Raw genomic sequence first — 25,455 nt, 5'->3', positions numbered from 1 at the left:
TGGCGAACGAGGAGAAACTCGTCGAGTACCTCAAGTGGGTGACGGCGGATCTGGCCCGGACCAAGCAGCGGCTGCAGGACCTGGAGTCCGAGCCGATCGCCGTGGTGGCCATGGGCTGCCGCTACCCGGGGGGCGTGCGCTCCCCCGAGGACCTCTGGCGGCTGCTCGACGAGGGCCGGGACGCCGTCGGCGCCCTGCCCGAGGGGCGCGGCTGGCCCGAGGACCTGTACGACCCCGACCCCGACCGGACCGGCCGGATCACCACCCGGGAGGGCGGCTTCGTCCACGACGCCGACCGCTTCGACGCCGCCTTCTTCGGCATCAGCCCGCGCGAGGCGGCGGCCATCGACCCGCAGCAGCGGCTGCTGCTGGAGGTCGTCTGGGAGACCTTCGAGCGGGCCGGCCTGGTTCCGGCGGCACTGCGCGGTGAACAGGTGGGCGTGTTCGCGGGCGTGATGTACGGCGACTACGGGTCCCGGCTGATCGGCCGCACTCCCCCGGAGGTCGAGGGCATGGTCGGCACCGGCAGCGCGGGCAGCGTCGCCTCCGGCCGGGTGTCGTACACCTTCGGGCTGGAGGGCCCGGCAGTGACCGTCGACACCGCCTGCTCGTCCTCGCTCGTCGCCGTGCACCTGGCCTGCCAGGCACTGCGCCGCGGCGAGTGCACCCTGGCGCTGGCCGGCGGGGTCACCGTGATGGCCACCCCCGGGGTGTTCGTCGAGTTCAGCCGGCAGCGCGGGCTGGCCGCCGACGGCCGCTGCAAGTCCTTCGCGGCCGCCGCCGACGGCACCGGATGGGGCGAGGGCGCCGGGGTGGTGCTGCTGGAGCGGCTCTCCGACGCCCGCGCCAACGGGCACGAGGTGCTGGCCGTGATCCGCGGTTCGGCGGTCAACCAGGACGGCGGCAGCAACGGGCTCACCGCGCCCAACGGACCCTCCCAGGAGCGGCTGGTGCACGCGGCGCTGGCCGCCGCCCGTCTGGTACCGGAAGACGTCGACGCGGTGGAGGGTCACGGCACCGGCACCGTGCTCGGCGACCCGATCGAGGCGCAGGCCCTGCTCAACACCTACGGCAGGGGCCGGCCGGCCGACAAGCCGCTCTGGCTCGGCTCGCTCAAGTCCAACCTGGGCCACACACAGGCGGCCGCCGGCATCGCCGGGATCATCAAGATGGTGCTCGCGATGCGGCACGGCCTGCTGCCGAAGACCCTGCACATCGACGCGCCCACCCCGCACGTCGACTGGGGTGACGGGGCGGTGCGGCTGCTGACGGAGACGGTGCCCTGGCCGCAGACCTCCCGCCCCCGCCGGGCCGCCGTGTCCTCCTTCGGCATCAGCGGCACCAACGCCCACGTCATCCTGGAGGGCGCGCCGTCGGCCGGGCCCGCCGCGGAACCGACCGCCGCAGATCCGGCCGACGCGGTCCCGGCCGGGACCGGACCGACCGCCTGGATGCTCTCCGGCCGCACCGCCCAGGCGCTGCGCGAGCAGGCGGCCCGGCTGCTCGACGTCACCGCCGACCACCCCGGGGCCGAGCCCGCCGCGATCGGCCACGCACTGGCCACCACCCGCACCCGGTTCCAGCACCGCGCGGTCGTGGTGGCCGACCGGCCGGAGGCCGCGCGGGCCGGGCTGACGGCCCTCGCCGAGGGCCGCGCCGCCGCCTCCGTGGTGCGCGGGCGGGTCCGCGCGTCCGGCCGGACCGCGTTCGTCCTCAGCGGTCAGGGCAGCCAACGGCCCGGCATGGGAGGCGAGTTGTACGGGCGCTTCGCGGTCTACGCGGCGGCCTTCGACGAGGTCTGCGCCGAACTGGACCGGCACCTGGAGCGGCCGCTGCGCGACCTGGTGTTCGCCCCTGCGGGCAGCCCCGAGGCCGCCCTGCTGGACAGCACCGAGTACACCCAGCCGGCGCTCTTCGCCGTGGAGACCGCCCTCTACCGGCTGCTGCGCTCCTGCGCCGCCGAGCCCGACTACCTGATCGGCCACTCCGTCGGCGAGTTGACGGCCGCCCACCTGGCCGGGGTGCTCTCGCTGCCGGACGCCGCCGCACTGGTCGCCGCCCGCGGCCGGCTGTTGCAGGGGATGTCCGGGGACGGCGCGATGGTCGCCCTGCAGGCGGCCGAGGAGGAGATCCGCCCGCTGCTGGAGGGGCACCGGGACGTGGACGTCGCCGCGGTCAACGGCCCGGACTCACTGGTGGTCTCGGGCGGCCGCGCGGCCGTCCTGGCGATCGCCCAGCAGTGGCGCGGCCACGGGCGCAAGGCCAAGCGGCTCACCGTCAGCCACGCCTTCCACTCCCCGCACACGGACACCGTCCTGGACGAGTTCCGCGCCCTCGCCGAGAAGGCCGAGTACCACCCGCCGACGATCCCGGTGGTCTCCAACGTCACCGGCGAGCTCGCCACCGCCGAGCAGCTGACCGACCCCGGCTACTGGGCCCGGCACATCCGGGCCGCCGTCCGCTTCCACCGCGGCACCGAGACCCTGCGCGCCGAGAACGTGACCACCTTCGTCGAGCTCGGGCCCGACGCCACCCTCTCGGGGCTGGTCGGCGGCACCCCGGTGCTGCGGGCCGACCGGCCGGAGGCGCTCACCCTGCTGCACGCGGCGGCGGCCCTGGAGGTGGCGGGGGCCGCCGTCGACTGGCCCGTCCTGCTCGGCTCCCCCGGGGCCGCGCCGATCACCCTTCCGACGTACGCGTTCCAGCGCGAACGGTACTGGCTGGATCCGCTCCCGCTGACCGCGGCGCCCGCCGCGTCGACGGACACCGCACCGGCAACGACCGGGACGGCGGGCGCGGCCGAGGCGGCGGACGAGGAGGAACTGGCGGTGCCGGCCCTGGCGCGGCTGGCCCTGGTGCCGCCGGCCGACCGGCCCGACTTCCTGGTCGAGGTGGTGCTCGGCCACGCGGCCGCCGTCCTCGGCGTGGAGCTGGCCGGCACCCTCGACCCCGACGACGACTTCCTCCAGCTGGGGCTCACCTCCTTCACCGCGCTCGAACTCACCCGGCTGATGGGCGAGGACGGCATCGAGGTCACCCCGGGCATGGTCTACGACAACCCCACCCCGCGGCTGCTCTCCCAGCACCTGGCCGAGCAGCTGGCCGACCTCGTCGACGGCACTCCGGCCACCCAGGGGGTGGCCCGGTGACCGAGCGGAGCAGTGCCCGGATCAGCCGGATCGCGCCCCAGCGGCGGCACACCCTGCAGTTCCTGCGCGAGATCCGCGCGTTCTCGCCGGTCTTCCTCGACACCGAGGTCGACATGTCGGCCGTCCAGCGGCTCCGGGCGGACGCCCGGCAGCGCGGTGAGCGCTCCTCGGTCCTGACCTACGTTCTGTACGCGACGGCGCGGGTGTTGGCCCGTCACCCGCAGGCCAACGCGGCGATCCGCGGCGGCGGCCGGCCCAAGGTCGCCCGCTACCCGTCCGTCAACGGCAAGATCACCCTGGACAAGACGGTCGGCGGCGAGCGGATCGTGCTGTCGACCGTCCTGACCGACCTGCAGAACACCGGACTGGCCGAGATCCAGCGGCGGATCGAGCACCACCGCGACGGCGACCCGCAGGTGATGCCCGAGTACGCGGGCGCCCGGCTGCTGCACCGGCTGCCCTGGCCGGTGGGCGGCTGGCTGTTCCGGCTCGGCGTCCGGCCGCTGAGCCGCCGGGCGACCACCTTCGGCACCTTCGCGGTGACCTCGCTGTCGCACCGGCCGGTCGACGGCTTCGCCTCCGTCGGCGGCACCACGATCACGCTGGGCCTCGGCCAGGTGGCCGAGCGCCCTGTCGTCCGCGACGGGCGGGTGGCTGTCGCCCCGACCATGCGGCTCACCCTCACCTTCGACCACCGGGTGATCGACGGCGCGGAGGCCGCGGACGTCCTGGCCGAGATCAAGGCGGCGCTGGAGACCTTCGAGCGGCCGTCCGCGGAGCCGGACGCGCCGGCCGCCGCCGTTCAGCAGCAGGGGGCACGATGAACGACCTGCGGGAACTCAAGCAGTACGTGGGCGCGCACGCCCGCGGCCAGCGGATCCAGAACTACGCCGCAGTACTGGAGCGGATCCGCCACGACGAGGACGGCCCGGGCTCCTGGGTCGGCGAGTGGGCCGCCGAGGGCGAGCGGCTCGGGCGGGCCGGGCAGCACCTGGAGGCCTGCCGGCACTTCATCATGGCGAGGTTCCCCTTCGTGGACGGACCGGCCCGGCTCGCCGCGCTGGACCTCGGCCTCGCCTCCTTCGAGCGCTGGCGCCGGGAGACCGGGCAGGACATCCACCGGCTGGAGGTCGACCTCAAGGGCGGCCGGGTGGTCTGCTGGCAGAGCGGTCTCAGCTCCACCGACCGGCGCCCGCTGCTGCTGCTCATGGGCGGCAACGTCAGCGTCAAGGAGCAGTGGGCACCCGCGCTGAGGATCTTCCGCCGGCTGGGCTTCGCGGCGATGGTCACCGACATGCCGAGCTGCGGGGAGAACTCGCTGCCGTACGACGCCGACAGTCCGGGCATGATCTCGGGCCTGCTCGACGCCGTCGAGGACCGGGCCCGGGTGCGCGAGACGTACGCGCTCGCGATGAGCTTCAGCGGCCACCTCGCGCTGCGCTGCGCGTCGGCCGACCCTCGGATCCGGGGCGTACTGACCGTCGGTGCGCCGGTCAACGGCTTCTTCACCGATGCCGGTTGGCGGCCGCGGATCCCCCGGGTCACGATCGACACGCTGGTGCACATGACCGGTGTCGAGGAGCAGCGGCTCTTCACTGAGCTGCGCGGATGGGCACTGACCGGCGAGGAGCTGGCCGCCCTCGACATCCCGGTCGCCTACGTGGCGAGCCGGCGTGACGAGATCATCCCGCCGGAGGATCCCGGGCTGTTGCTCCGGAAAGTGCGCCGGCTGCGGATGCTGGAACACGACGACGTGCACGGCGCGCCGGACCACGTGGTCGAGACCCAGCTCTTCACCGCGCGCTCGCTGCTGGCCATGCGGGGCGGCGCGGTGCCGCAGCGCGCCGCCCTCGCGGTGCTCGCGCAACTGGCCCGGATCCGCGGACGCTTCGGCTGATCCACCGCCGCACCCGACGGCGCCGCGCCCACCGAGGGGGTGCGGCGCCGTCCTGCGCGGGGCCGGCCCGTCTGAACACCGGGAACCCGCTCACCCACCCGTTCCGGGAACCGCAGAGCGACGGCTGCCCCGGCCAAGGCTGGCCGGGGCAGCCGAAACCAGAACCCGCCGGTGAGATGTCCCGGCTAGGCGTCCCGGTGGCGGAACACCAGGTAGGCGCTGCCGAGGACACCGCCGGTGACGGCGCACATGACGCCGAGTCCCGGCCACGGGCGCATCAGCCGGGGGTCCTGGTGGACCGTCATGATCTGCGCGCCGGCCCGGGTCGGCCAGTAGGTGGCCACCCACTTCGCGAGCTTGCCCGGCAGCGTCGGCGAGAAGGCCGGCAGGATCAGCGTCACCCCGAACAGGCTCGTGGCCGAGCCGGGGGTGCTGCGCAGCAGCCCGCCGACGCCCAGCCCTAGCAGCCCGGCGCTGGCGAGGTAGAGGCCGCCGCCGAGCACGGCGCGCAGCGACTTCGGGTCGGAGAGCCGGGCGTGCGGCGCGCCGTGGCGTTCGAGCATGCGCTGGCCGCCGAGGAAGCCGCCGACGGTGGCGGCGAGGCCGACCGGCAGGGCGGCCGCACCGACCACCACCGCCTTCGCGGCCAGCAGCCGCCCGCGGTGCGGCACGGCGGTGAGGCTGCTGGTGATGGTGCCGGTGTTGTACTCGGCGGTCATCGCCTGGGCGCCCAGCAGGCTGATCGTGAGCTGGGCGAGCAGGTGGCCGCGCAGACTGATCTCGGTCGGGTCGAAGCCCTGCCGCTCGCTCACGGGGATCGACGCGTACTGCTCGCCGGCGGAGTTGCTGGTGAGCACGGCGAGTCCGACGCCCGCCACCACCGTGCCGAGGGTGAGGTACTGGCCGGACTTGGTGGTGCGCAGCTTCACCCATTCCGACCGGACGAGGTCTCCGAAGGTCGGCGGGCGCCGGGCGATCGACGTGGGCTCGGGGACCTCGCGGCGGGTGGGGCGGACGGGCCCGCCGTCCGCCTCGGGCACGGCGGCGGGGGTGGCGCTGTACTGGGCGGTGGCGCCGGTCAGCGCCATGAATGCCTCCTCCAACGACCTTCGGCTGGTGGAGAGTTCGTGCAGAACGACGCCGGATCCGGCGGCCAGGGCGCCGATCTTGGCGCTGTCCAGGCCGGTCACCTTGAGCGTCTCGTGGTCCACCGGCCGCACCTCGGCGCCGGCGGCGGCCAGTTCACCGCCGAAGGCCGTCGCGTTCGGTGTGCGCACCAGGGCCTCGATGGCCGCGTTGGCATCCGTGAACGCCTCGACGCTCATGTCGGCGAGCAGCCGTCCGCCTCCGACCACCAGCAGGTGGTCCGCGGTGAGCGCCATCTCGGCCATCAGGTGGCTGGAGACCAGGACGGTGCGCCCCTCGGCCGCCAGCTCCCGCATGAGACCGCGGAACCAGACGATGCCCTCCGGGTCGAGGCCGTTCAGCGGCTCGTCGAGGATCAGCACGGGCGGGTCGCCGAGCAGGGCGGCGGCCAGGCCGAGGCGCTGGAGCATGCCGAGCGAGTAGCCCGAGGTGGGGCGGTGGGCGGCCCGTTCGAGCCCGACCGCCTCCAGGACCGCGGGCACCCGCGCCGGGTCGATCCCGTTGCTGTGGGCGAGGACGAGCAGGTGCTGGGAGGCCGTGCGGCTCGGGTGCACCGCTCGGGCGTCCAGCAGGGCCCCGACCTGGCGCAGTGGCGCGGGCAGGTCGGCGAACTGCCGCCCGTCGAAGGAGACCGTTCCGGCGGTCGGGGAGTCGAGCCCCAGGATCATCCGCAGGGTGGTCGTCTTGCCGGCGCCGTTGGGCCCGAGGAAGCCGGTGACCTCGCCGGGGCGGACGGTGAAGGTGAGGTCGTCGACCGCGACGACCTCACCGAAACGCTTGCTGAGTCCACGAACCTCGATCACCGACGCCTCCATTCCGTGACCATCTTTCGATATCAGTCAATCACAGAATGCCCTTCACTGTCTTCACTGTTGACTAGTTTTCAAATCTAGTCATACGTTGTGTTGAGGAGGTGGAGAGTGATCACAAGCGCTTACGCCCGCCCTTGGCGCGGCCCCGTCACCGTGGCACTGGGCGTCCTGCTGGTCGGGTTCGACAACTACGTCCTGGTGAACGCCATACCCGCGCTCTCCGCCCGGCTCAGAACCGACACCGCGAACCTGCGCTGGGTCATGGCCGCCTACTCCCTGGCCTGGCTCTGCTCGCTGCTCCCGGCCGAACGGCTCGGCGACCTGCTGGGCCACCGCAGACTGCTGCTCGCCGGGCTGGCGCTCTTCGGCTCGGCCTCGCTGGCGGCCGCCCTGGTCACCACCGCCGGACCGCTGATCGGGCTGCGCGCCGTCATGGGCGCCAGCGCGGCCGTGATCATGTCGCAGACGCTCGCCTCACTGGCCACCGCCTTCCCCGGGGAGAACCGGTCACGGGCGGTCGCGGCGGCCTCGGTCGCGGCGATGCTCGGCCTGCCGCTGGGACCGCTCGCCACCGGGGTCCTGCTCACCCACTTCTCCTGGAGCTCGATCTTCCTGCTCAACCTGCCGATCACCGCCGCCGCCATGGTCGCGGTGGCCCTCGCGGTGCCCGACCACCGCCGGACCGGTGCACCACCCATGGACTGGCCGGGCCTGGCCATCTCCGCCGCCGGCGTCACCGCCCTCACCTACGGGGTCATCGCCGGGCCCACCGCCGGGTGGACCTCCCCCGGTGTACGGGCCTCCCTCACCGCCGGCGCCCTCCTGCTGGCCGCCTTCGCCCGGCACGAACTGACCACGGCGGCGCCCCTGGTCGAACTGCGACTGCTCACCGACCGCCGGATCATCCCGGCCCTCCTCGCCGGGCTGACGGGCGCCCTCGCCATCACCGGCACACTGCTCGTCGTCGCGCCGTTCCTGTTGTTCGTCCAGCACCAGAGCGCGCTGGCCACGGGAGTGGAACTGCTGCCGCTGGCCGTCGGGGTGGCGGTCGGCGGCGCCGTCAGCGAACGGCTGACCACCTGGGCGAGCGAGCGGTCCGCACTGGCCCTGGGGCTGTTGCTGGCCGCCGCCGGGCAGGCGTCACTGGCCGGGCTGGGCCCCACCAGCGGCTACGAACCGGTCGGCTCGGCACTGGGACTGCTCGGCATCGGGCTCGGCGTCGCCTCGCCGATCGCCACCGACACCGTGCTCGACACGCTGCCCGCCGCCCGCGCCCGGGCCGGCAGCCGCCTCTCGCGCTGGTTCCAGAACCTGGGCGGCGTGCTCGGCGCCGCCCTTCCGGGCAGCGCGCTGGACCTCGTCTACCGGGCCCGGTCGGGCGGCGCCGACGGGGCGCTGCGGGTGCCCGTCGACGCGGCCGCGTACTGCTCGGGGATCCGCTGCGCCGCCTGGCTGAGCTGCTTCCTGCTGGTCCTGACGGCCCTGTGCGTGACGCTCGTGCGGCCGTACCGGACGGTCGACGAACTTTGAAAGATCGTTCTACGATGAGAACCGTGAATCACTCCAGCCGCCTTCCCAGTGGGTCCGGCGCTCGCCAGGAACGGGCCGAGCGGATCCTCGACACCACCGCCGAACTGCTGGAACAGCACGGGTACCGCCGGGTCACCATCGACGACGTCGCCTCCCGCGCCGGCATCGGCAAGGGCACCGTCTACCTGCACTGGAAGACCCGCGAAGCCCTCTTCTGGGCCGTGCTGCAGCGCGAGGCCCTCCGGCTCTTCGACCACCTGGTGGACGAACTCGGCAAGGAACCGGCCCTCGCCCTGCCGCACCGGCTGATGCGGGTGATCTTCCTTGAGGGCGTCCGCCGCCCCCTGGTCCGCGCCCTGCTGCTCGCCGACGCCGCCGTCCTCGGCAACCTCGCCCGGGACGAGAGCGTCCGCGCCGCCCAGCAGGACCTCGCCGAGAACCCCGACTACCTGCAGATGCTGGCCGACGAGGGCGTCCTGCGCCCCGAGCTGTCGCCGGCCGAGGCCGTCCACGTCCTGGCCAACGTCAGCCGCGGCTTCTACACGGCGCACGAGCTCGGCGAGGACGACGGGCTGCCGCTGGACGCACGCGCCGACCTCCTGGCGTACGTGCTGCGGCGCTCGCTGGAGAACGACACCCCGCCCGACCCCGCCGACCTGGCCGAGCTCAACGCCCGGGTCACCGGCCTGTTCAGGGTGATGGCCGACGGCCACCGCGAACAGCTCCAGCGGGCTTACTGACGCGTCACCCGGCCTCGGCCGCCCGCCGGCTGTTCAGGGCGGCCTTGCGCCGGTAGGCGACCACGAGCATGCGCGCGGACTGTGCGACGGCCGTATCCGGCAGCGGCACCTGGAGGTCGGCGGGGAGGTCGGCGCGGCGGCCGACCTTCAGCTTGCGGTACACCCGGGTCAGGTGCTGCTCCACGGTGCTGACGGTGATGAAGAGCTTCCTCGCGATCTCCCGGTTGGTGCAGCCGAGCGAGGCCAGTGCGGCCACCCGCAGCTCGGCGTCGCTGAGCGCGGCGACGCCGGCCTGCCCCGGCGTGCGCTGGGCGGGGACCCAGGCCTCCGGCTCACCGGACGCGGAGTCCTCGGCCGGCTCGGGCCGGCTCTCCGGGGCCAGGCTCAGGGTCTGCTCCAGCAGCCCCCGGGACCGGTCCGGCCGGTCGAGCACGGCCTGCGACTCCTCCAACTCGGCCATGGCCAGGTCGAGTTCGAAGCGGTCCCCGGCCTGCTCCAGATTGACGACGGCCTCCCGCAGCAGGATCGGGCGGCGGCTCGCCTCACCGGCCCGCGCGAGCGTGCGCAGGGTGATGCCGCGGCTGCGGGAGTGTCCGGGGCTGGTCTTCTCCAGCTGCTCCTCCGCCAGCATGACCGCCTGCTCCCGCTCCCCGAGGCGCAGCAGCGCGCTCGCGGCGGCGGACCGCCAGGGGACGAGGGCGGGCCGGTCGATGCCCCAGCGGTCCATCAGGTCGCCGCAGGTGACGAAGTCGGACAGGGCGGCGCCGAGGCGCTCGGTGGCCAGGTGGTGGATTCCGCGCGCGTGCAGGTAGTGCAGGCCGTAGCGGGTGGTCAGCATGCTCTTCGGCACCGGGTTGTTCACCAGGGCCGCCGCGCCGTCGTGGTCGCCCAGCGCGCTCTTCGCCAGGATCAGTCCGGCCAGCGGCATGCCGACCGCCATCCCCCAGCTGCGCGGGGTGAGCTGGGCGAGCGCGGTCTCACCGTGCCGTTCGGCGGCCACCATGTCGCCCTGGCGGACCGCGGCCAGGGCCCGGATGGACGAGAGCCGGGCCGTCCAGGCCGGGACGTTGCGGCTGACGGCCTCGTCGAGCAGCGGGTCGCACCAGCTGGCGGCCCGGGCCGGCTGGTCCGCGTAGACGAGTGCGAGCAGGGCGTGCTCGATCGGTTCGAGCATGGTGTCGTCCAGCTCGGAGGCCCGCAGGATCTGCTCCGCGGAACTGAGCGTGGCGTCGTCCGCGTCCCCGGTCAGCACGGTGGACAGCAGGCCGGCCGCCCGGGACTCGAAGCCGATCAGCAGGCTACGGGCCTTGCCCGCGGTCGGCACGATCGGCAGGTGCTCCAGGAGTTCGGGGTAGCAGGTGCGCAACCACTTGGCCAGCGCGCCGAGTTCGGCGGCGAGCTCGCGGCTGTGCTCACCGAGCCGGCCGAGCAGGGAGAGCGCCTCCACCGCATCGGCGACCCGGCCGTGCCAGAGCATCGTCTTGGCCACGCCGATCGCCTCGAAGGGGAGCAGCCGCCCGTCCCGCAGGGCCGCGGCCAGCGAGTCCAGGCGGCTGGCGGAGAGCGCCGGGTTGACCCGCCACTCGGCGCGGACCAGGTCGATCGTGACGGCCAGCCGCTCGTCCTCGCAGACGGCCGCGCGGGTCGCCAGTTTCAGCAGTCGGATGGCCAGTTCGGCCTCGTCGTCGTGCAGGGCGAGGTCGGCGGCCGCGCGCAGGATCTGGGACGCCCACGGCTCGTCCGGCTCGTCGGCGGCCAGCAGGTGGTGGGCCACCTCGATGGCCGACGCGCCGGTGCTGTGCAGCAGCCGGGCCGCCGAGCGGTGCAGCCGCACCTTGTGGTCGGGGCTCAGGTCGTCCAGCACCGCGGCCCGCGCCGCCGGGTGGCGGAAGCCGCCGTCCGCGAGCACCCCGGCCACCGCGAGCTCCTCGACGGCCTGGTCCACCTCCTGGGGGGCGAGGCCGACCAGCCGGTCGACCAACTCGGGCGCCCCGGAGGCGTCCAGCACGGCGAGGGCACGGGCGACCATCAGCATCGGCTCGCTGCCCCGGTGCAGGCAGGCCAGCACCGCCTGGCCGTAGGAGTCACCCAACTCCAGGGCGTCGTCCGGCCGTTCGGAGCAGGCCAGGGCGGCGGCGGTCCGGTGGTCGTCCAGGAGCGCCCGGACGAGAAGCGGGTTCCCGCCCGTGACGGCGTGACAGCGGGCGCCGTGCGCGACGGCCCAGTCACGGCCCAGTTCGGCGCCGGCCATCCGCTCGACACCGGCCGGCGACAGCGGGCCCACCCGGATCCGACGGAAGCCGGGCTGGCGGAGCAACTCGACCCGGAAGAGCGGGTTGTAGCGGTGGTGGTGGTCCGACTCGTTCAGTACGAACAGCACCCGGGCGTAGCGCAGCCGGTGCATCAGGTGCAGCAGGCAGTCCAGTGATCCCGCGTCCGCGAACTGGACGTCGTCGACGCAGATCACCACCGGCCGGTCGGCCGCCGCGGCCACCAGCGCGCCACACAGGGCGTCCAGCGCGGGCGTGGACAGCGCGCCGTCCCCGGCGAGCAGGGCCTCGGGCGACAGCGTGAGCACCTCCGCGGCGGCTTCGGCGAGCGCCCGCAACAGCGACGGGGAGGTCTCCGAGGCCGTCGACGGGGAGAGCAGCTGGGAGACCACGGCCATCGGCACGACCTGCTCGGAGCAGGTGGCGAGGGCGGTGAACACCACCGCGTCCTGGCGCATCGCGCTCTCCGCGAGGGCGTGCAGCAGCTCGGTCTTCCCGCTGCCGACCGGTCCGCCGACCAGGGCCACCTGACATCTGCCGAGCGCGGTGGCCCGGAGCAACTCCTCCAGGGAGTCGAGTTCTCTGTGTCGTTCGACAAGCCCGATCGTCATGATTCCCCCTGTACCGCAGATCGATCGACACCGCCTCGTCGTACGGGACTCCTGCTCCCAGCTCCGCGCTCCGGGCCGGCCCGGCTCCGCGACCGTTGCCGCTCACACCCGGCAGCAGTGAACACCCGATCCGGGCGCCCGGCCCCTGGAACCCCGAAATGTACTCACGGTGTTGGCACCCGCTCACTTGCCGTCTTCCGGGCGGAACGGCTGGCCCGGTGGCCATCGCACTGCATCACGCTCCTCGGCGAGCGGATACGATGGCATGAATGTATGACCGCTCCTGAAAAAAGGTCAACTGTCAAATTTTTCCCAAGACCGCCGTGTCGCCTGCACCCTTTGCCGCCCGGGCGAACCACGCGGCCCCTCCGGGCGCCCCCGCGCCTGACTTGGGCCGACTTTAGAGCCTCTCCCCATACTCATGCCGTACCGCCGGCATCTCCGCAAGTACAGCTGCCGGACGTGCCCGGACTCCCGGAGGGCGCACCGTGGCGCCCCGCCCCGCGAGCGTAAGTGAGGTGCGATGCCCCAGACCAACGCGAGCGTCGCGGTCGCCGAGCGGCCGCTGACCCGCAGTGACGTACACGATGCCCAGCGGCGACTGGCCGGCCGGGTGGTGCGGACCCCGGTCGTCCGCAGCGACGACCTCGACCGCCGAGCCGGCGCCAGGCTCTGGCTCAAGGCCGAAAACCTCCAGCGCGGTGGCTCGTTCAAGCTGCGCGGCGCCCTCCTGGCCGTCGGGCGCCTGGCCGCCGCGGGCAGCCGGGGCGTGGTGGCGCAGAGCACCGGCAACCACGCGATCGCCGTCGCACTCGCGGCGCGCGAGTGCGGACTTCCCGCCACCCTGGTCCTGCCGTGCGACGCCGCACCGACCAAGGTGCGGCGGATCCAGGAGACCGGCGCCCGGGTGATCCAGGCCGGCACCGTCCTGGCCGACCGGATCGCCGCGGTGGAGGAGCACCGGGCGGTGCACGGCTACGACGTCGTCGATCCCTACCAGGACCCCGACGTGGTGACCGGTCAGGGCACCGCCACCGCCGAACTCCTCGACCAGGTCCGCGCGGCCGGGAGCCGGCTGGACGCCGTGGTCCTGCCGGTCGGCGGCGGCAGCGCGGTGGCCGGCGCCTGCCTCGCCACCGCGGGCGAGCACATCGCCGTCGTCGCGGCCGAGCCCTCGTCGGTGCCCGCGCTCACCGAGGCGCTGCGCCGCGGCGGGCCGGTGAACGTCCCGGTACGGCCGACCATCGCGGACGGCCTGCGCCCCGACCGGATCGGCCAACTCCCCTTCGACACCTGCCACGCGTCGCTGGCCGAGGTGCTCACCGTGGACGAGGCCGAGATCGCCGAGTCGATGGCCGTGGCCCTCACCCACACCCGGCTGCTGGTGGAACCGGCCGCCGCCACCGCGCTGGCCGCCGCGCTGCGGCTCGTGGTCGACCCGCGCTGGCGCGGGCTCGACGTCGGCGTGCTGCTCTCCGGCGGCAACGTCGAGGCGACCCTGGTGGCCTCGCTGCTGACCGAGTTCGCCGGCCGGTGACGACTCCGCCGGAGACCCATTCCCCTGACAGGAGGTTCCGCATGGGCAAGATCAAGGCGCTGCTGGTCGGCGGCCCCCAGTCCATCCGCGACGAGGACCGGATCCAGCTCACCGATTCGCTCACCGAGGCCATCAAATACAGCCGCTACGGCGGTTACGAGCATTTCCGGCACGCCGGCGAGTTCGTTTCCCTGGATGGCGACCGGACCGCAGTATTCGAATGGACCGCGCGTACCGAAATTGCGGAGTGACGGGCCTTTCCAGATTTTCCAGAACCGCCGGCGAGCCGAATCACACGGCTCGCCGGCGGTTTTCCGCTGCCCGTTTCCGCCGGGCACGAACAGGGGCCCCGGCCGGAGTTCCGACCGGGGCCCGTCCACTCGGGCGGTCCCTCAATCGCGCAGCAGGCCCCCGACCGCGGCGGCGAGCTCCCGGTGCGCCAGCATCGAGCCGTGCTCCACGTCCATCTCGACCTCCCGGGCGACGGTGACCCCCTCGCCGACCCCGGAGGAACGCATCGCGCGCAGCCCGCTGAGCGGGCTCGCCGAGCTGAACGCCACTGCCCGCCGCCAGCGGTCCACCGGGTCGAGCTCGCTCGCCGCCGCCAGGTAGCTCAGGAAGGACTCGAAGACGGTGAAGAGCTCCTCCCGCCGCGTGGCGTCCAGGCCCACCCGGGTGAAGGCCGGCTCGCCGATCTCCCGGATCAGCCGGATCAGCCCGTCCCGCAGCGCGCCGATCTCCGGGCAGGCCTCCAGGACCTTCAGCCCGGCCTCGCGGGCCGCGGCCACGTCCGCCTCGGAGATCACCGAGGCCATGAAGCCCACGACCTTGTGGTACTGCCACATCAGCGTCTGGGACACGGAGATCTCCGGGTCGAAGACGATCAGCTGCGGCTCGCTCTCCTGCCAGTCGGCGATCCGCTCGGCCAGCGCCGCCGCGTAGACCGCGCCGGCGCAGAAGCCGAGCAGCGCCCGCACCGGCGGCCGCTCCTCCTCCAGCCGCCCGGCCCAGTAGTCGATGTAGCCCTTGCCGCTCTTCGCGTGCTCGGTGCCGTGGGCCGGCGGCACGGTCTCCCAGACCGTCAGGCCGGTGCCCAGGTTCGCCACCAGGTCCGAGAAGCGCGCCTCCGGACGACCGGTGGTGTCGAAATCCACCGCGAGGACGATCCCCTCGGATCCGTCACCTTCCACCAGGGTCTTCCACGAGCCGGACTCCGCCATCACCACTCCTTTGGTCTTCGCGGTCGCATGCCGATGATCCTGCCCAACCCTAAATTCGAGGGAATTCCGACGGTAGCCCCTGGCACCCCTATCCGACCCCTGTCCGTGGATTCGTGCACTGCCGATCCCGGAATTTCCGACTAGGGGTTACCCGGCGGCACCCGCCCTTGTATCGTCGCTGGAAATATGGCAAGCCGTGCCAACAGGATCACAGCCGTCCGTCAAGGGGAGGATCCCATGGGACCCGCAGCGAAAGCCGGCGCAGCACCCGCAGGCCGATCCACACGTGAACTGTCGACGGCCACCCGCAAGGAAGAGGCGATGTGGCTGCTGGAGCGTCTCGTTCCGGAGGCAGCGGCCAACAACCTCTCGCTCGCGTTCCAGGTCGAGGGCGAGCTCGACCCCGTCGCATTGCAGGAGAGCCTGGACGTCCTGCTGCACCGCCACGAGGTGCTCCGGACCGTCTACTTCACCTCGGGCGCCGAGCTGATGAAGGCGGTCGTCCCGGAGCAGGAGTTCGACGTCCGGATCGAGGAGGTCGAGGACTTCTCCCCGGCCGCCGAGGGCATCGAACTCGCGCTCCGACCGTGGGTCACCCGGCGGTTCGCCTTCGACGGCCGGCCGCTGGTGCGCGCGGGGCTCTTCCACCACCCCGACGGCAACGTGGTCTGCCTGGCCTTCCACCACCTGGTCTACGACATCATCTCGGGCACCACGCTGCTCCACGAGCTGGTGGCCGCCTACCAGCGGCTCGTCCAGGGGCAGTCCGTGCCCGCCGAACTGCTCACCGTGGTACCGACGTTCGTGGAGCCCGAGCCGAGCGAGCGCAGCCTGGCGTTCTGGCGCGAGCAGTTGGAGGACTTCGACCCGGAAGCGCTCGACCTCGCCTGCGGCGCACCGGACGGGGCCCGGCCGACGCTGCTCGGCGACCAGGTCGGCCACCGGCTCTCGGACCGGGCCCGGGCCGCCGTCACCACCCTCCAGCGCGAGGCGCGCGCCCCGGAGGCGGTGATCCTGCTGACCGCCTACTACGTGCTGCTCGCCGCGCACGGCGCCGGTCCCGACATCACCGTCGGCTCCCCGGTGAGCGTGCGCCCCAAGGAGGCCCCGGGGTCGGTCGGCCACCACACCAACGTGCTCCCGCTGCGGGTCGCGGTCGACCCGGCCGAGGGCTTCCGGGACCTCGTCCGCCGCGCCCGCGACACCTACTTCGCCGCGCTGGGCCACGCCGACGTCCCGGTGGACAGCATCTCGGACCTGGTCCCCCGTGCCGGGTCGTCCTGGCGCAACCGGCTGTGCCGGCACCTGTTCAACTACTTCCCGCAACTGGACCTGGGCGACGAACTGACGGTGAACGGCCGGCGCGGCCGCCCGCTGGTTCTGGAGAACGGCTACAGCAAGTTCGACCTGGAGTTCTTCCTGGCCTCCGCCGAGTCGGAGATCACGATCATCGCCCGGTACGGCACCGACAAGCTGGGCCGGGCGGACATCGAGGCGCTGCTGGCGCGCTACGACGAGCTGCTGGTCACCTGCGCCGAGGACCCGGCCCGGCCGGTCGGCCGGCTGGAGGTCTGGAACGAGCAGGACCGGGCCGTGATCGGGGCCGCCAACGACACCGTGATGCGCTTCGACCCGCCCGACGTGCCGACCGCCGTCCACGCCAACGTCCGCGCCGACCCGCACGCGGTCGCGGTCGAGCAGGGCGACCGCACCGTCAGCTACGGCCGGCTCTGGGCGGCCGCGCTCGACACCCGGGACCGGCTGGTCGCGGCCGGCGTCGCGGCCGGCGACATCGTCGCCCTCGCCGCGGCCCGGTCTCCCGAGCTGACCGCCACCGTCCTGGGCATCTGGCTGGCCGGCGCCGCCTACCTGCCGATCGACCCGGAGCACCCGGCACAGCGGGTGGCCTACCTGCTGGAGGACTCCGGCGCGAAGGTCATCGTCACCGACCGGGAGCTGGCCCTGCCGGCGGACCGCGCCATGACCGAACTGCCGCTGGCGGCGGTCCCCGAGGCCGAGGCCGCAGCCGACGCGGTCGGCGCGGCGCCCGTGATCGATCCCGAGGCGCCCGCCTACCTCATCTACACCTCCGGCTCCAGCGGCCGCCCCAAGGGGGCGCTGCTCCCCCACCGCGCCATCTCGAACATCGCCGCCGACTACACCGTGCGGCTGGGCGCCACGCCGGGGGACGCCACCCTCTGGATGACCACGTTCGCGTTCGACATGGCCAACCTGGAGCACTACGTCCCGCTCTACTCGGGCGGCCGGATCGTGATCGCGCCGGACGAGGCCCGGGTGGACGGCCGGGTGCTGCTGGAGCTGGTCAAGCGTCACCAGCCGGGCATCATCCAGGCCACCCCGACCACCTGGCGGCTGGTCCTGGACCACGTGGCCGACCAGCTCGACGGCCGGCGGGTGGTCATCGGCGCCGAGCCGCTGCCCGTACCGCTGGCCGAACAGCTGCTGGCCACCGGCTGCGAGCTCCACCACGCCTACGGCCCGACCGAGACCATCACCTGGTGCACCTGGGGCGTGCTGCGGGCCGACGAGGAGCTGGGCGAGCGGCCGCACATCGGCAAGCCGATCTCGAACATCCGGATGTGGGTGGCCGCGCCGGACGGACGCGAGCTGCCGATCGGGGTGCGCGGCGAGCTGTGCATCGCCGGGGCCGGCGTCTCCCTCGGCTACCACGAGCGACCCGAGCTGAACGCGGCCCGGTTCGGCGACCACCCGCAGTGGGGCCGGTTCTACCGCAGCGGTGACACCGGCCGGTGGCGCCCGGACGGCAACCTCGAGATCTTCGGCCGCTCCGACCGGCAGGTCAAGCTCCGCGGCAACCGGATCGAGCTGGGCGAGATCGAGGCGGCCGTGCTCGGCCATCCGCAGGTGCGCGCCTCGGCCGCGATCGTGGTCGGCGACCGCAGCGCGGACGGCCGGCTGGTGGTGTTCGTGGAGTCGGCAGCCGGCCCCGGGCTCGTCTCCGAGCTCTGGGAGCACGCCCGCAGGGAACTGCCCAACTCCGCCATCCCCCAGGACTTCGTCGTGGTCGAAGCGTTCCCCGTCAACGCCAACGAGAAGGTCGACTACCTGGCCCTGGAGGCGCTGGCGAGCGCCGGACGGGCCGCCACCGGCCCGGACGAGGAGCAGGCCGAGCCGACCGACGAGCTGACCCGCTCGGTCATCACGATGTACCAGGAGCTGTTGGGCCGGGACGACGTGTCGGCGCTCACCAACTTCTTCACCCACGGCGGCCATTCGCTGCTCGGCGCCCAGTTGCTCCAGCGGATCGAGGAGTCCACCGGGGTCACGGTGAAGCTCGCCGACCTGTTCTCGGCGCCGACGCCCGCCGCGCTCGCCGAGCACGTCCGCACCCGCTGACCCCGTCCCCCCTGACATCGTTCGTACCCGCTGACTCCAATCCCGGGACCCCCGTGGTCCCGGGACGTCGCCGTGGCGGGGACCGAGGGCGGAAGCCACACCGGCTTCCGCCCTCGACGCGTTCACGCCCAGGGACCTTAAGGGTTCAGCCCGACCACCCCTAGTAACGTTCCGCCACCAACAGTGCGTGCCGGGGTGAAGGCTCAAATCTTCCTCAAGTATTGACTAGGGGGCGGATAGGGGACTGCCGGGCTACCGGCCCGGTCAACGCCGTCCCTAGACTCTGAGAAACCTTCTGATCCCACACCCCGGCAGCCGTCACCCGTCCCACCTGCCGGGGCGGATCGCTCTCACTCGATTCCCCGGCCGTGTTGAGGTACCGCCGACACTGCGATCGCGGTGACGTTCCGTCATGGAAGGAACACGCATGACTGCCACATCCAGGACTACGGCCGCGTGGGTCCGCCGTTTCCACCCGTCCCCCGACGCCCCCGTGCGGCTCGTCCTGTTCCCGCACGCCGGCGGTTCGGCCAGCTACTACTACCCGCTGTCGCAGGCCCTGGCCCCGGACACCGAGGTACTGGCCCTGCAGTACCCCGGCCGACAGGACCGCAGGGCGGAGAAGTGCATCGACAACCTGCCCGAACTGGCCGACCGCGCCTACGAGGCGGTGCTGCCCTGGCTCGACGGCCAGTTCGCGTTCTTCGGACACAGCATGGGCTCGGTGCTGGCCTTCGAGGTCGCCCAGCGGCTGCGCCGGGACCGGGGCGACCTTCCGCTGTGGTTGTTCGCCTCCGGATACCCGGCGCCCTCACGGCTGCCCTCCGGCACCGTCCACCTGCGCGACCAGGCCGGTGTGGTCCGGGAGTTGACGGAGGTCGGCGGCACCGACCCGCAGTGGTTGGAGGACCAGGACATGCTGGACGCGATCCTGCCGGCCATCCGCGGCGACTACCGGGCGATCGAGACCCACACCTGGGTTCCCGAGGCGCCGTTGGACTGCCCGCTGACCATGCTGGTCGGCGACGACGACCCGCACACCTCGCTCGACCAGGCCGCGGCCTGGCAGAACCACACCACCGGGAAGTTCGCCCTGCGGATCTTCCCCGGCGGCCACTTCTACCTCGACGAGCACCGGGATGCCGTGGTCGACACGGTCGCCGGCACCCTGCGCGCCCTCCTCGACACCGCCTCGGCCTGAAGGAGCCTGTGATGAAGTACCAGTTACTGGGGCCGCTGCGCGTCGTCGACGGGACCGGCCCGTCCCACATCAGCGCCCAGAAGGTCGAGACGCTGCTCGCCGCCCTGCTCGTCCGCTCGGACCACGTGGTGACGGCCGACCAGCTGATGAACGAGATCTGGGGCGACCGCCTGCCCCGGCGGGCCACCGCCGGGCTGCACGTCTACATCTCCGACCTGCGCAAGTTCCTCGGCCGGCTCGGCCATCCGGACAGCCCGATCGTCACCCGCTCCTCCGGCTACATGCTGCGGCTGCGCTCGGACGAGGTCGACCACCGGGCCTTCCTCGACCTCACCGACCTGGGCCGCAGATACCTGCGCGAGCAGCGCTACCAGGAAGCCTGCGAGGCCTTCGACCGTGCACTGGCGCTGTGGCGCGGACCGGTCCTCGGCGGCATCGGCGACGGGCCGATCCTGCGCAGTTTCGCCACCTGGCTCACCGAGGCCCGCCTGGACTGCATCGAGATGCACATCGACGCCAAGCTCCGACTCGGCTACCACCGCGAGCTGGTGGGACGACTGTTCGCGCTGGTCGAGGAGACTCCCCTGCGTGAGACCTTCTACCGGCAGCTGATGCTCGCGCTCTACCGCGCGGACCGCCGCGGCGACGCCCTGAAGGTCTACCAGACCGCACGCAGCACCCTGATCGACGAGCTCGGGCTGGAGCCCTGCACCTCGCTGCAGGACGTGCACCGGGCGATCCTGGCCGCCGACGACCGGGTCCTCGCCCGCTCCGGAGCCTGATCCCGCACCCCCACCCCGACGACGAGCCGGGCTGTCCGAACCCCACGCGGACAGCCCGGCTCGTCGTGTTCGCACACCCGCGTGCGGCCGCGTCCGTGCAGGCGGGCGCCGGTTCAGCGGCCGCGTCCACACGGGCAGGCGCCGGTTTAGCGGCCGCCAAGGCAGGGTTTGGCCGCTGCGCCGACGGTGGTCACGACGAGCGTCCTGACCCCGGTACGCGGCCGGCCACACTCCGTAGGAGGCAGCGAAAGCGATGACTGGTGCCAACGGTCCCCAGAATGTTCTGCCCCTGGAAGGCGACGACGCGATCGCCGTCATCGGCCTCTCCTGCCGGCTGCCGCAGGCACCCGACCCGGCCGCGTTCTGGCGGTTGCTGTGCGATGGCGTCGACGCCATCGCCGACGCCCCCACGGACCGCTTCGGCGACGCGCTCGCCGGCCGTCCCGGTGGCCGGGCGGGTTTCCTCGACCGGATCGACCGCTTCGACGCGGCCTTCTTCGGGATCTCCCCGCGCGAGGCCGTCACCATGGACCCGCAGCAGCGCCTGATGCTGGAGCTCGGCTGGGAGGCGCTGGAGGACGCCGGCATCGTGCCCGACGCGCTGGCCGGAACCCGCACCGGCGTCTTCGTCGGCGCCATCTGGGACGACTACGCCACGCTGCTCCAGCGCAGCGGCAGCCGGTCGCTCACCCGGCACACCTTCACCGGCGTGCAGCGCGGCGTGATCGCCAACCGCGTCTCGTACACGCTCGGGCTGAACGGGCCGAGCCTCACCCTGGACGCCGGCCAGTCCTCCTCGCTGCTGGCCGTGCACATGGCCGTCGAGAGCCTGCGGCGCGGGGAGTCCACCCTGGCGCTGGTCGGCGGTGTCAACCTGAGCATCGTCCCGGACAGCACCGCGCGCTCGGTGAGCTTCGGCGGCCTCTCCCCCGACAGCCGTTGCTTCACCTTCGACGCGCGCGCCAACGGCTACGTCCGCGGAGAGGGCGGCGGCGTCGTGGTGCTCAAGCCGCTGACCCGGGCGCTGGCCGACGGCGACCGGGTGTACTGCGTCGTCCGCGGCAGCGCCACCAACAACGACGGAGCCACCCCCGGCCTCACCGTGCCCAGTGCGCAGGCGCAGGCCGAGGTGATCCGGCTGGCCTGCGCGCAGGCCGGGGTCGCACCCGAAGCGGTCCAGTACGTCGAACTGCACGGCACGGGCACCCCGGTCGGCGACCCGATCGAGGCCGCTGCGCTCGGCGAGGCGCTCGGATCCACCCGCCCGCGCGAACTCCCGCTCCACGTCGGGTCGGTGAAGACCAACATCGGCCATCTGGAGGGCGCCGCCGGCATCGTCGGCCTGCTGAAGACCGCGCTCGGCATCCACCACCGCCGACTGCCCGCGAGCCTCAACTACGAGTCGCCCAACCCCGCCATCGACCTGACCGGGCTGCGCCTTCGGGTGCAGCAGGAGCTCGGCGACTGGCCCGCCCCGGACGCCCCGCTGGTGGCCGGCGTGAGCTCCTTCGGCGTGGGCGGCACCAACTGCCACGTGGTCGTCACCGAGGCGCCGCACGCCGCCGAGCCCGGCAGCGCGGGCACCTCCGCCGGGCCGGCCGCCGCCGTCGCGGTGCCGTGGCCGGTGTCGGCCCGCACCGAGCAGGCCCTGCGCGCCCAGGCCGCCCGGCTCGCCGAGGCCCTGGCCTCCGGGCCCGACGCCGTCGAGGCCGTCGAGGCCGTCGACGTCGGCCACTCGCTGGCCGCCACCCGCACCGCCTTCGAGCACCGGGCCGTCCTGCTCGGCACCGACATCGCCGAGCTGCGCGGCCTGCTGGCGCGACTGGCCCGGGGCGAGGACGCGCCCGGACTCGTCCGCGGCGTCGGCGACGACCACGGCCGGACCGTCTTCGTCTTCCCCGGCCAGGGCTCCCAGTGGGCCGGCATGGCCCTGGAGCTGCTGGACGCCTCCCCCGCCTTCCGCGAGTCGATCGCCGAATGCGCGAACGCCCTTGCCGCGTACGTCGACTGGGACCTGCTGGCGGTACTGCGCGGCGCGCCCGGAGCGCCCGGCCTGGACGCGGTCGACGTCGTCCAACCGGTGCTCTTCGCGGTGATGGTGTCACTGGCCCGGCTCTGGGAGTCGGTCGGGGTGCGCCCCGACGCGGTGGTCGGCCACTCGCAGGGCGAGATCGCCGCCGCGTACGTCGCCGGTGCCCTCAGCCTGGACGACGCCGCCCGGGTGGTCGCCCTGCGCAGCCGCGCCATCACCGCACTGGCCGGGCAGGGCGGCATGGCCTCGGTCGCGCTGCCGGCCGAGCAGGCCGAACGGTTCATCGCGCCGTGGGGCGGGCGGCTCGCGCTCGCCGCCGTCAACGGCTCGGCCGCCGCCGTGATCTCCGGTGACGCGACCGCCATCGACGAACTGCTCACCGCCGCCGAGCGGGCCGATGTCCGGGCGCGCCGGATCCGGGTCGACTACGCCTCGCACTCCCCGCACGTCGAGACGATCCGCGAGCAGCTGCTCGCCGAACTCGCCCCGATCCGCCCGCGTGCCGGCGAGGTGCCGTTCTACTCCTCCGTCACCGGCGGACTGCTGGACACCGCCGGGCTCGACGCCGACTACTGGTACACCAACCTGCGCCGCCCGGTCCGCTTCGACCGCGCCGTCGAGGCGCTGCTCGCGGCCGGCCACCGCACCTTCGTCGAGAGCAGCCCGCACGGCGTGCTCACCCTCGCCATCAGCGAGAGCCTGGAGGAGGCCGGCACCGAAGGGGCCCTGGTCCTGGGCACCCTGAGGCGCGGCGAGGACTCCTGGCGCTCCTTCCTCGGCGCGCTCGCCGAACTGCACGTCAACGGCGCCGCGGTGGACTGGCCCGCGCTGCTCGCGCACCACGCGCCGCACCGGATCGCCCTGCCCGGCTACGCCTTCCAGCGCCGCCGCTACTGGCCCGAGCCGCCGGCCGACGGCGACGGCACCGAGACCGCGTTCTGGCCCGCCGCCGGCGAGCCCGAGCCCGAGGAGCAACCGCTGCCCGCCGCCGGGTCCGCGTGGGCGCGCCGCCTGGACGGCCTCACCGACACCGAGCGGGAGGAGGTCCTGCTCGACGTGGTCCGCTCCAGCGCCGCCATCGTCCTCGGCCACCTCAGGGCGGACGCGGTCGACTCCCGGTGCACCTTCAAGGAGCTCGGCTTCGACTCCGCGCTCGGCGTGGAACTGCGCAACCGCCTGGCCGCCACCGTCGGCCTCGCCCTGCCCGCCGCACTGGTCTACAACCAGCCCACCCCGACCGCCCTGGCCCGCCACCTCCTCGACCGGCTGGCCGGCGGCGAGGGCGCCGGAGCCGCCGAGACCGCCGTGGCGAGCGACGAGCCGATCGCCGTCATCGGGATGGCCTGCCGCTTCCCGGGCGGGGCCGACTCCCCCGAGGCACTGTGGCGCCTGGTCGCCGACGGCGTGGACGCGATCGGCGGGTTCCCCGACAACCGCGGCTGGAACCTCACCGAGCTGTACGACCCGGAGCCCGGCACCCCCGGCACGACCTACGCCCGCTACGGCGGCTTCCTCTACGACGCGGACCGGTTCGACGCCGCGTTCTTCGGCATCAACCCGCGCGAGGCCACGGCCATGGACCCGCAGCAGCGACTGCTGCTGGAGACCAGCTGGGAGGCGTTCGAGCGGGCCGGGGTCGACCCCGCGCAGCTGAGCGGCAGCCGCACCGGCGTGTTCGTCGGCGCGATGCCCCAGGAGTACGGCCCCCGGCTGCACGAGGGCGGCGGGACCTACGGCGGCTTCCTGCTCACCGGCACCACGTCCAGCGTCGCGTCCGGCCGCATCTCGTACACCCTCGGGTTCGAGGGCCCTGCGGTGACGGTGGACACCGCCTGCTCGTCCTCGCTGGTCGCACTGCACCTCGCGGCGCAGGCCCTGCGGCAGGGCGAGTGCGGCCTCGCCCTGGCCGGCGGTGTCGCCGTGATGTCCAGCCCCGGCATGTTCGTCGAGTTCGGCCACCAGCGCGGCCTGGCCCCCGACGGCCGGTGCAAGGCGTTCTCGGCCGCCTCCGACGGCACCAGCTGGGCCGAGGGCGCCGGCATGCTGCTGCTGGAGCGGCTCTCCGACGCCGAGCGCAACGGCCACCCGGTGCTCGCGGTGATCCGCGGCTCGGCGGTCAACCAGGACGGCGCCAGCAACGGTCTCACGGCGCCGAACGGTCCCTCGCAGGAACGGGTCATCCGTACGGCGCTGGCCAACGCCCGGCTGTCGGCGGACCAGGTCGACGCGGTCGAGGCGCACGGCACCGGCACCAGGCTCGGCGACCCGATCGAGGCGGAGGCCCTGCTGGCCACCTACGGGCAGCAGCGCGATCCCGAACGGCCCCTCTGGCTCGGCTCGTTGAAGTCCAACATCGGCCATGCGCAGGCCGCGGCGGGCGTCGGCGGCGTCATCAAGATGGTCGAGGCGATGCGTCACGGCGTGCTGCCCCGCACCCTCCACGTGGACGAGCCCACCCCGCACGTCGACTGGGAGTCCGGCGCGGTCTCGCTGCTCACCGAGGCCCGGGACTGGCCGCAGACCGACCACCCGCGCCGCGCCGCCGTCTCCTCCTTCGGCATCAGCGGGACGAACGCCCATGTGATCCTGGAGGCCGCGCCGGAGAGCACCGTCGCCGAGCCCGAAGTCTCCGAGGTGCTGCCGCCGCTGCTGCTCTCCGCGAAGAGCGAGCCGGCCCTGAGTGAACAGGCCGCCCGGATGCGCGAGTTCATCGACTCCGACGGCGACCGGCACCCTGTCGAGGTCGCCAGGGCCCTGGCCACCGGACGGGCGCTCTTCCCGCACCGGGCGGTGGTGTTCGGCGAGAGCCGGGAGGAGCTGCTGGCCGGCCTGGCCGCTGTGGCCGAGGGCGCGTCCAGCCCGCAGGCCGTCCAGGGGACGGTGCGCGCCGGGAAGACCGCCTTCCTGTTCACCGGACAGGGCGCACAACGCCTCGGCATGGGCCGGGAGTTGTACGAGACCCAGCCCGTGTTCGCCGCCGCCTTCGACGAGGCCTGCGCCGCGCTCGACCCGCACCTGGAGCGGCCACTGCGCGAGGTCGTGTTCGGCGACGAGAACGCCCTCCACCAGACCCAGTACACCCAGCCCGCGCTCTTCGCGCTGGAAACCGCACTGTTCCGGCTCTACGAGTCGCGGGGCGTCACACCGGAC

12 protein-coding genes and 2 pseudogenes are annotated in these 25,455 nt (G+C 73.5%); 11 read left to right on the top strand and 3 right to left on the bottom strand.

Going from position 1 to position 25,455, the window contains the following annotated elements; all coding sequences use genetic code 11:
• Window positions 1-41: 41 nt before the first annotated feature.
• The 3 genes and pseudogenes from ACFV1W_RS23855 to ACFV1W_RS23845 form a co-directional block, all read left to right on the top strand.
• A pseudogene (locus ACFV1W_RS23855) lies at window positions 42-3,149 on the top strand (type I polyketide synthase); the annotation flags it as partial.
• Entirely contained in the window at window positions 3,146-3,973 is an 828-nt protein-coding gene (locus tag ACFV1W_RS23850) for a 2-oxo acid dehydrogenase subunit E2 (RefSeq protein ID WP_380419251.1), read from the top strand. The pseudogene ACFV1W_RS23855 and the gene ACFV1W_RS23850, both read left to right, overlap by 4 nt.
• Window positions 3,970-5,046 (top strand): alpha/beta hydrolase, encoded by a 1,077-nt coding sequence (locus tag ACFV1W_RS23845; protein ID WP_380419250.1) that lies wholly within the window; start codon window positions 3,970-3,972, stop codon window positions 5,044-5,046. The genes ACFV1W_RS23850 and ACFV1W_RS23845 overlap by 4 nt, the downstream gene beginning before the upstream one ends.
• Window positions 5,047-6,098: 1,052 nt before the next feature.
• Here ACFV1W_RS23845 and ACFV1W_RS23840 read toward each other — a convergent pair.
• A pseudogene (locus tag ACFV1W_RS23840) lies at window positions 6,099-6,995 on the bottom strand (ABC transporter ATP-binding protein); the annotation flags it as partial.
• 117 nt (window positions 6,996-7,112) lie between these two features.
• On the opposite strand from ACFV1W_RS23840, the gene ACFV1W_RS23835 reads away from it, so the two are divergent.
• Window positions 7,113-8,534: an MFS transporter gene (locus ACFV1W_RS23835; protein WP_380419249.1), complete on the top strand. Its 1,422-nt coding sequence runs from the start codon at window positions 7,113-7,115 to the stop codon at window positions 8,532-8,534.
• Window positions 8,535-8,557: 23 nt separating this feature from the next.
• Window positions 8,558-9,274: a TetR/AcrR family transcriptional regulator gene (locus tag ACFV1W_RS23830; RefSeq protein WP_380419248.1), complete on the top strand. Its 717-nt coding sequence runs from the start codon at window positions 8,558-8,560 to the stop codon at window positions 9,272-9,274.
• Between the two features lie 4 nt (window positions 9,275-9,278).
• Here the strand turns inward: ACFV1W_RS23830 and ACFV1W_RS23825 are convergent, their stop codons facing one another.
• The gene (locus ACFV1W_RS23825) at window positions 9,279-12,155 is read right to left on the bottom strand and encodes an ATP-binding protein (protein ID WP_380419247.1); all 2,877 of its coding nucleotides are present in this window, start codon (window positions 12,153-12,155) and stop codon (window positions 9,279-9,281) included.
• 523 nt (window positions 12,156-12,678) lie between these two features.
• Between ACFV1W_RS23825 and ACFV1W_RS23820 the strand changes: the two genes are divergently transcribed.
• Together ACFV1W_RS23820 and ACFV1W_RS23815 are read left to right on the top strand one after the other, a co-directional pair.
• Window positions 12,679-13,692: a threonine/serine dehydratase gene (locus ACFV1W_RS23820; RefSeq protein ID WP_380419246.1), complete on the top strand. Its 1,014-nt coding sequence runs from the start codon at window positions 12,679-12,681 to the stop codon at window positions 13,690-13,692.
• Between the two features lie 41 nt (window positions 13,693-13,733).
• The gene (locus ACFV1W_RS23815) at window positions 13,734-13,943 is read left to right on the top strand and encodes a DUF5988 family protein (protein ID WP_380419245.1); all 210 of its coding nucleotides are present in this window, start codon (window positions 13,734-13,736) and stop codon (window positions 13,941-13,943) included.
• 141 nt (window positions 13,944-14,084) lie between these two features.
• On the opposite strand, the gene ACFV1W_RS23810 is transcribed toward ACFV1W_RS23815, so the two are convergent.
• Window positions 14,085-14,912, bottom strand: coding sequence for a hypothetical protein (locus tag ACFV1W_RS23810; protein WP_380419244.1), 828 nt, complete (start codon window positions 14,910-14,912; stop codon window positions 14,085-14,087).
• A gap of 321 nt (window positions 14,913-15,233) precedes the next feature.
• Here ACFV1W_RS23810 and ACFV1W_RS23805 point away from each other — a divergent pair, with 321 nt between their 5' ends.
• From ACFV1W_RS23805 to ACFV1W_RS23790, 4 genes are all read left to right on the top strand, one after another.
• Complete coding sequence (locus tag ACFV1W_RS23805) at window positions 15,234-18,290, top strand: amino acid adenylation domain-containing protein (RefSeq protein ID WP_380419243.1); 3,057 nt, start codon at window positions 15,234-15,236, stop codon at window positions 18,288-18,290.
• 427 nt (window positions 18,291-18,717) lie between these two features.
• Window positions 18,718-19,491, top strand: a complete 774-nt coding sequence (locus tag ACFV1W_RS23800; RefSeq protein ID WP_380419242.1) for a thioesterase II family protein — start codon at window positions 18,718-18,720, stop codon at window positions 19,489-19,491.
• Window positions 19,492-19,502: 11 nt separating this feature from the next.
• Window positions 19,503-20,273, top strand: a complete 771-nt coding sequence (locus ACFV1W_RS23795; protein WP_380419241.1) for a BTAD domain-containing putative transcriptional regulator — start codon at window positions 19,503-19,505, stop codon at window positions 20,271-20,273.
• A 253-nt stretch (window positions 20,274-20,526) separates the two neighbouring features.
• A partial coding sequence (locus ACFV1W_RS23790) for a beta-ketoacyl synthase N-terminal-like domain-containing protein (RefSeq protein WP_380419240.1) occupies window positions 20,527-25,455 on the top strand: 4,929 nt, incomplete at its 3' end.

It is taken from the genome of Kitasatospora sp. NPDC059648 (genome assembly GCF_042734825.1).
GTDB lineage: Bacteria > Actinomycetota > Actinomycetes > Streptomycetales > Streptomycetaceae > Kitasatospora.
The sequence above is the reverse complement of the archived record's forward strand: the minus strand, read 5'-3'. Positions and strand labels throughout refer to the sequence as shown.

Coding starts and splice junctions, on each gene's coding strand:
- ACFV1W_RS23800 (WP_380419242.1), top strand. CDS start 18,718: ATGACTGCCACATCCAGGACTACGGCCGCGTGGGTCCGCCGTTTCCAC.
- ACFV1W_RS23845 (WP_380419250.1), top strand. CDS start 3,970: ATGAACGACCTGCGGGAACTCAAGCAGTACGTGGGCGCGCACGCCCGC.
- ACFV1W_RS23795 (WP_380419241.1), top strand. CDS start 19,503: ATGAAGTACCAGTTACTGGGGCCGCTGCGCGTCGTCGACGGGACCGGC.
- ACFV1W_RS23805 (WP_380419243.1), top strand. CDS start 15,234: ATGTGGCTGCTGGAGCGTCTCGTTCCGGAGGCAGCGGCCAACAACCTC.
- ACFV1W_RS23810 (WP_380419244.1), bottom strand. CDS start 14,912: ATGGCGGAGTCCGGCTCGTGGAAGACCCTGGTGGAAGGTGACGGATCC.
- ACFV1W_RS23825 (WP_380419247.1), bottom strand. CDS start 12,155: ATGACGATCGGGCTTGTCGAACGACACAGAGAACTCGACTCCCTGGAG.
- ACFV1W_RS23820 (WP_380419246.1), top strand. CDS start 12,679: ATGCCCCAGACCAACGCGAGCGTCGCGGTCGCCGAGCGGCCGCTGACC.
- ACFV1W_RS23815 (WP_380419245.1), top strand. CDS start 13,734: ATGGGCAAGATCAAGGCGCTGCTGGTCGGCGGCCCCCAGTCCATCCGC.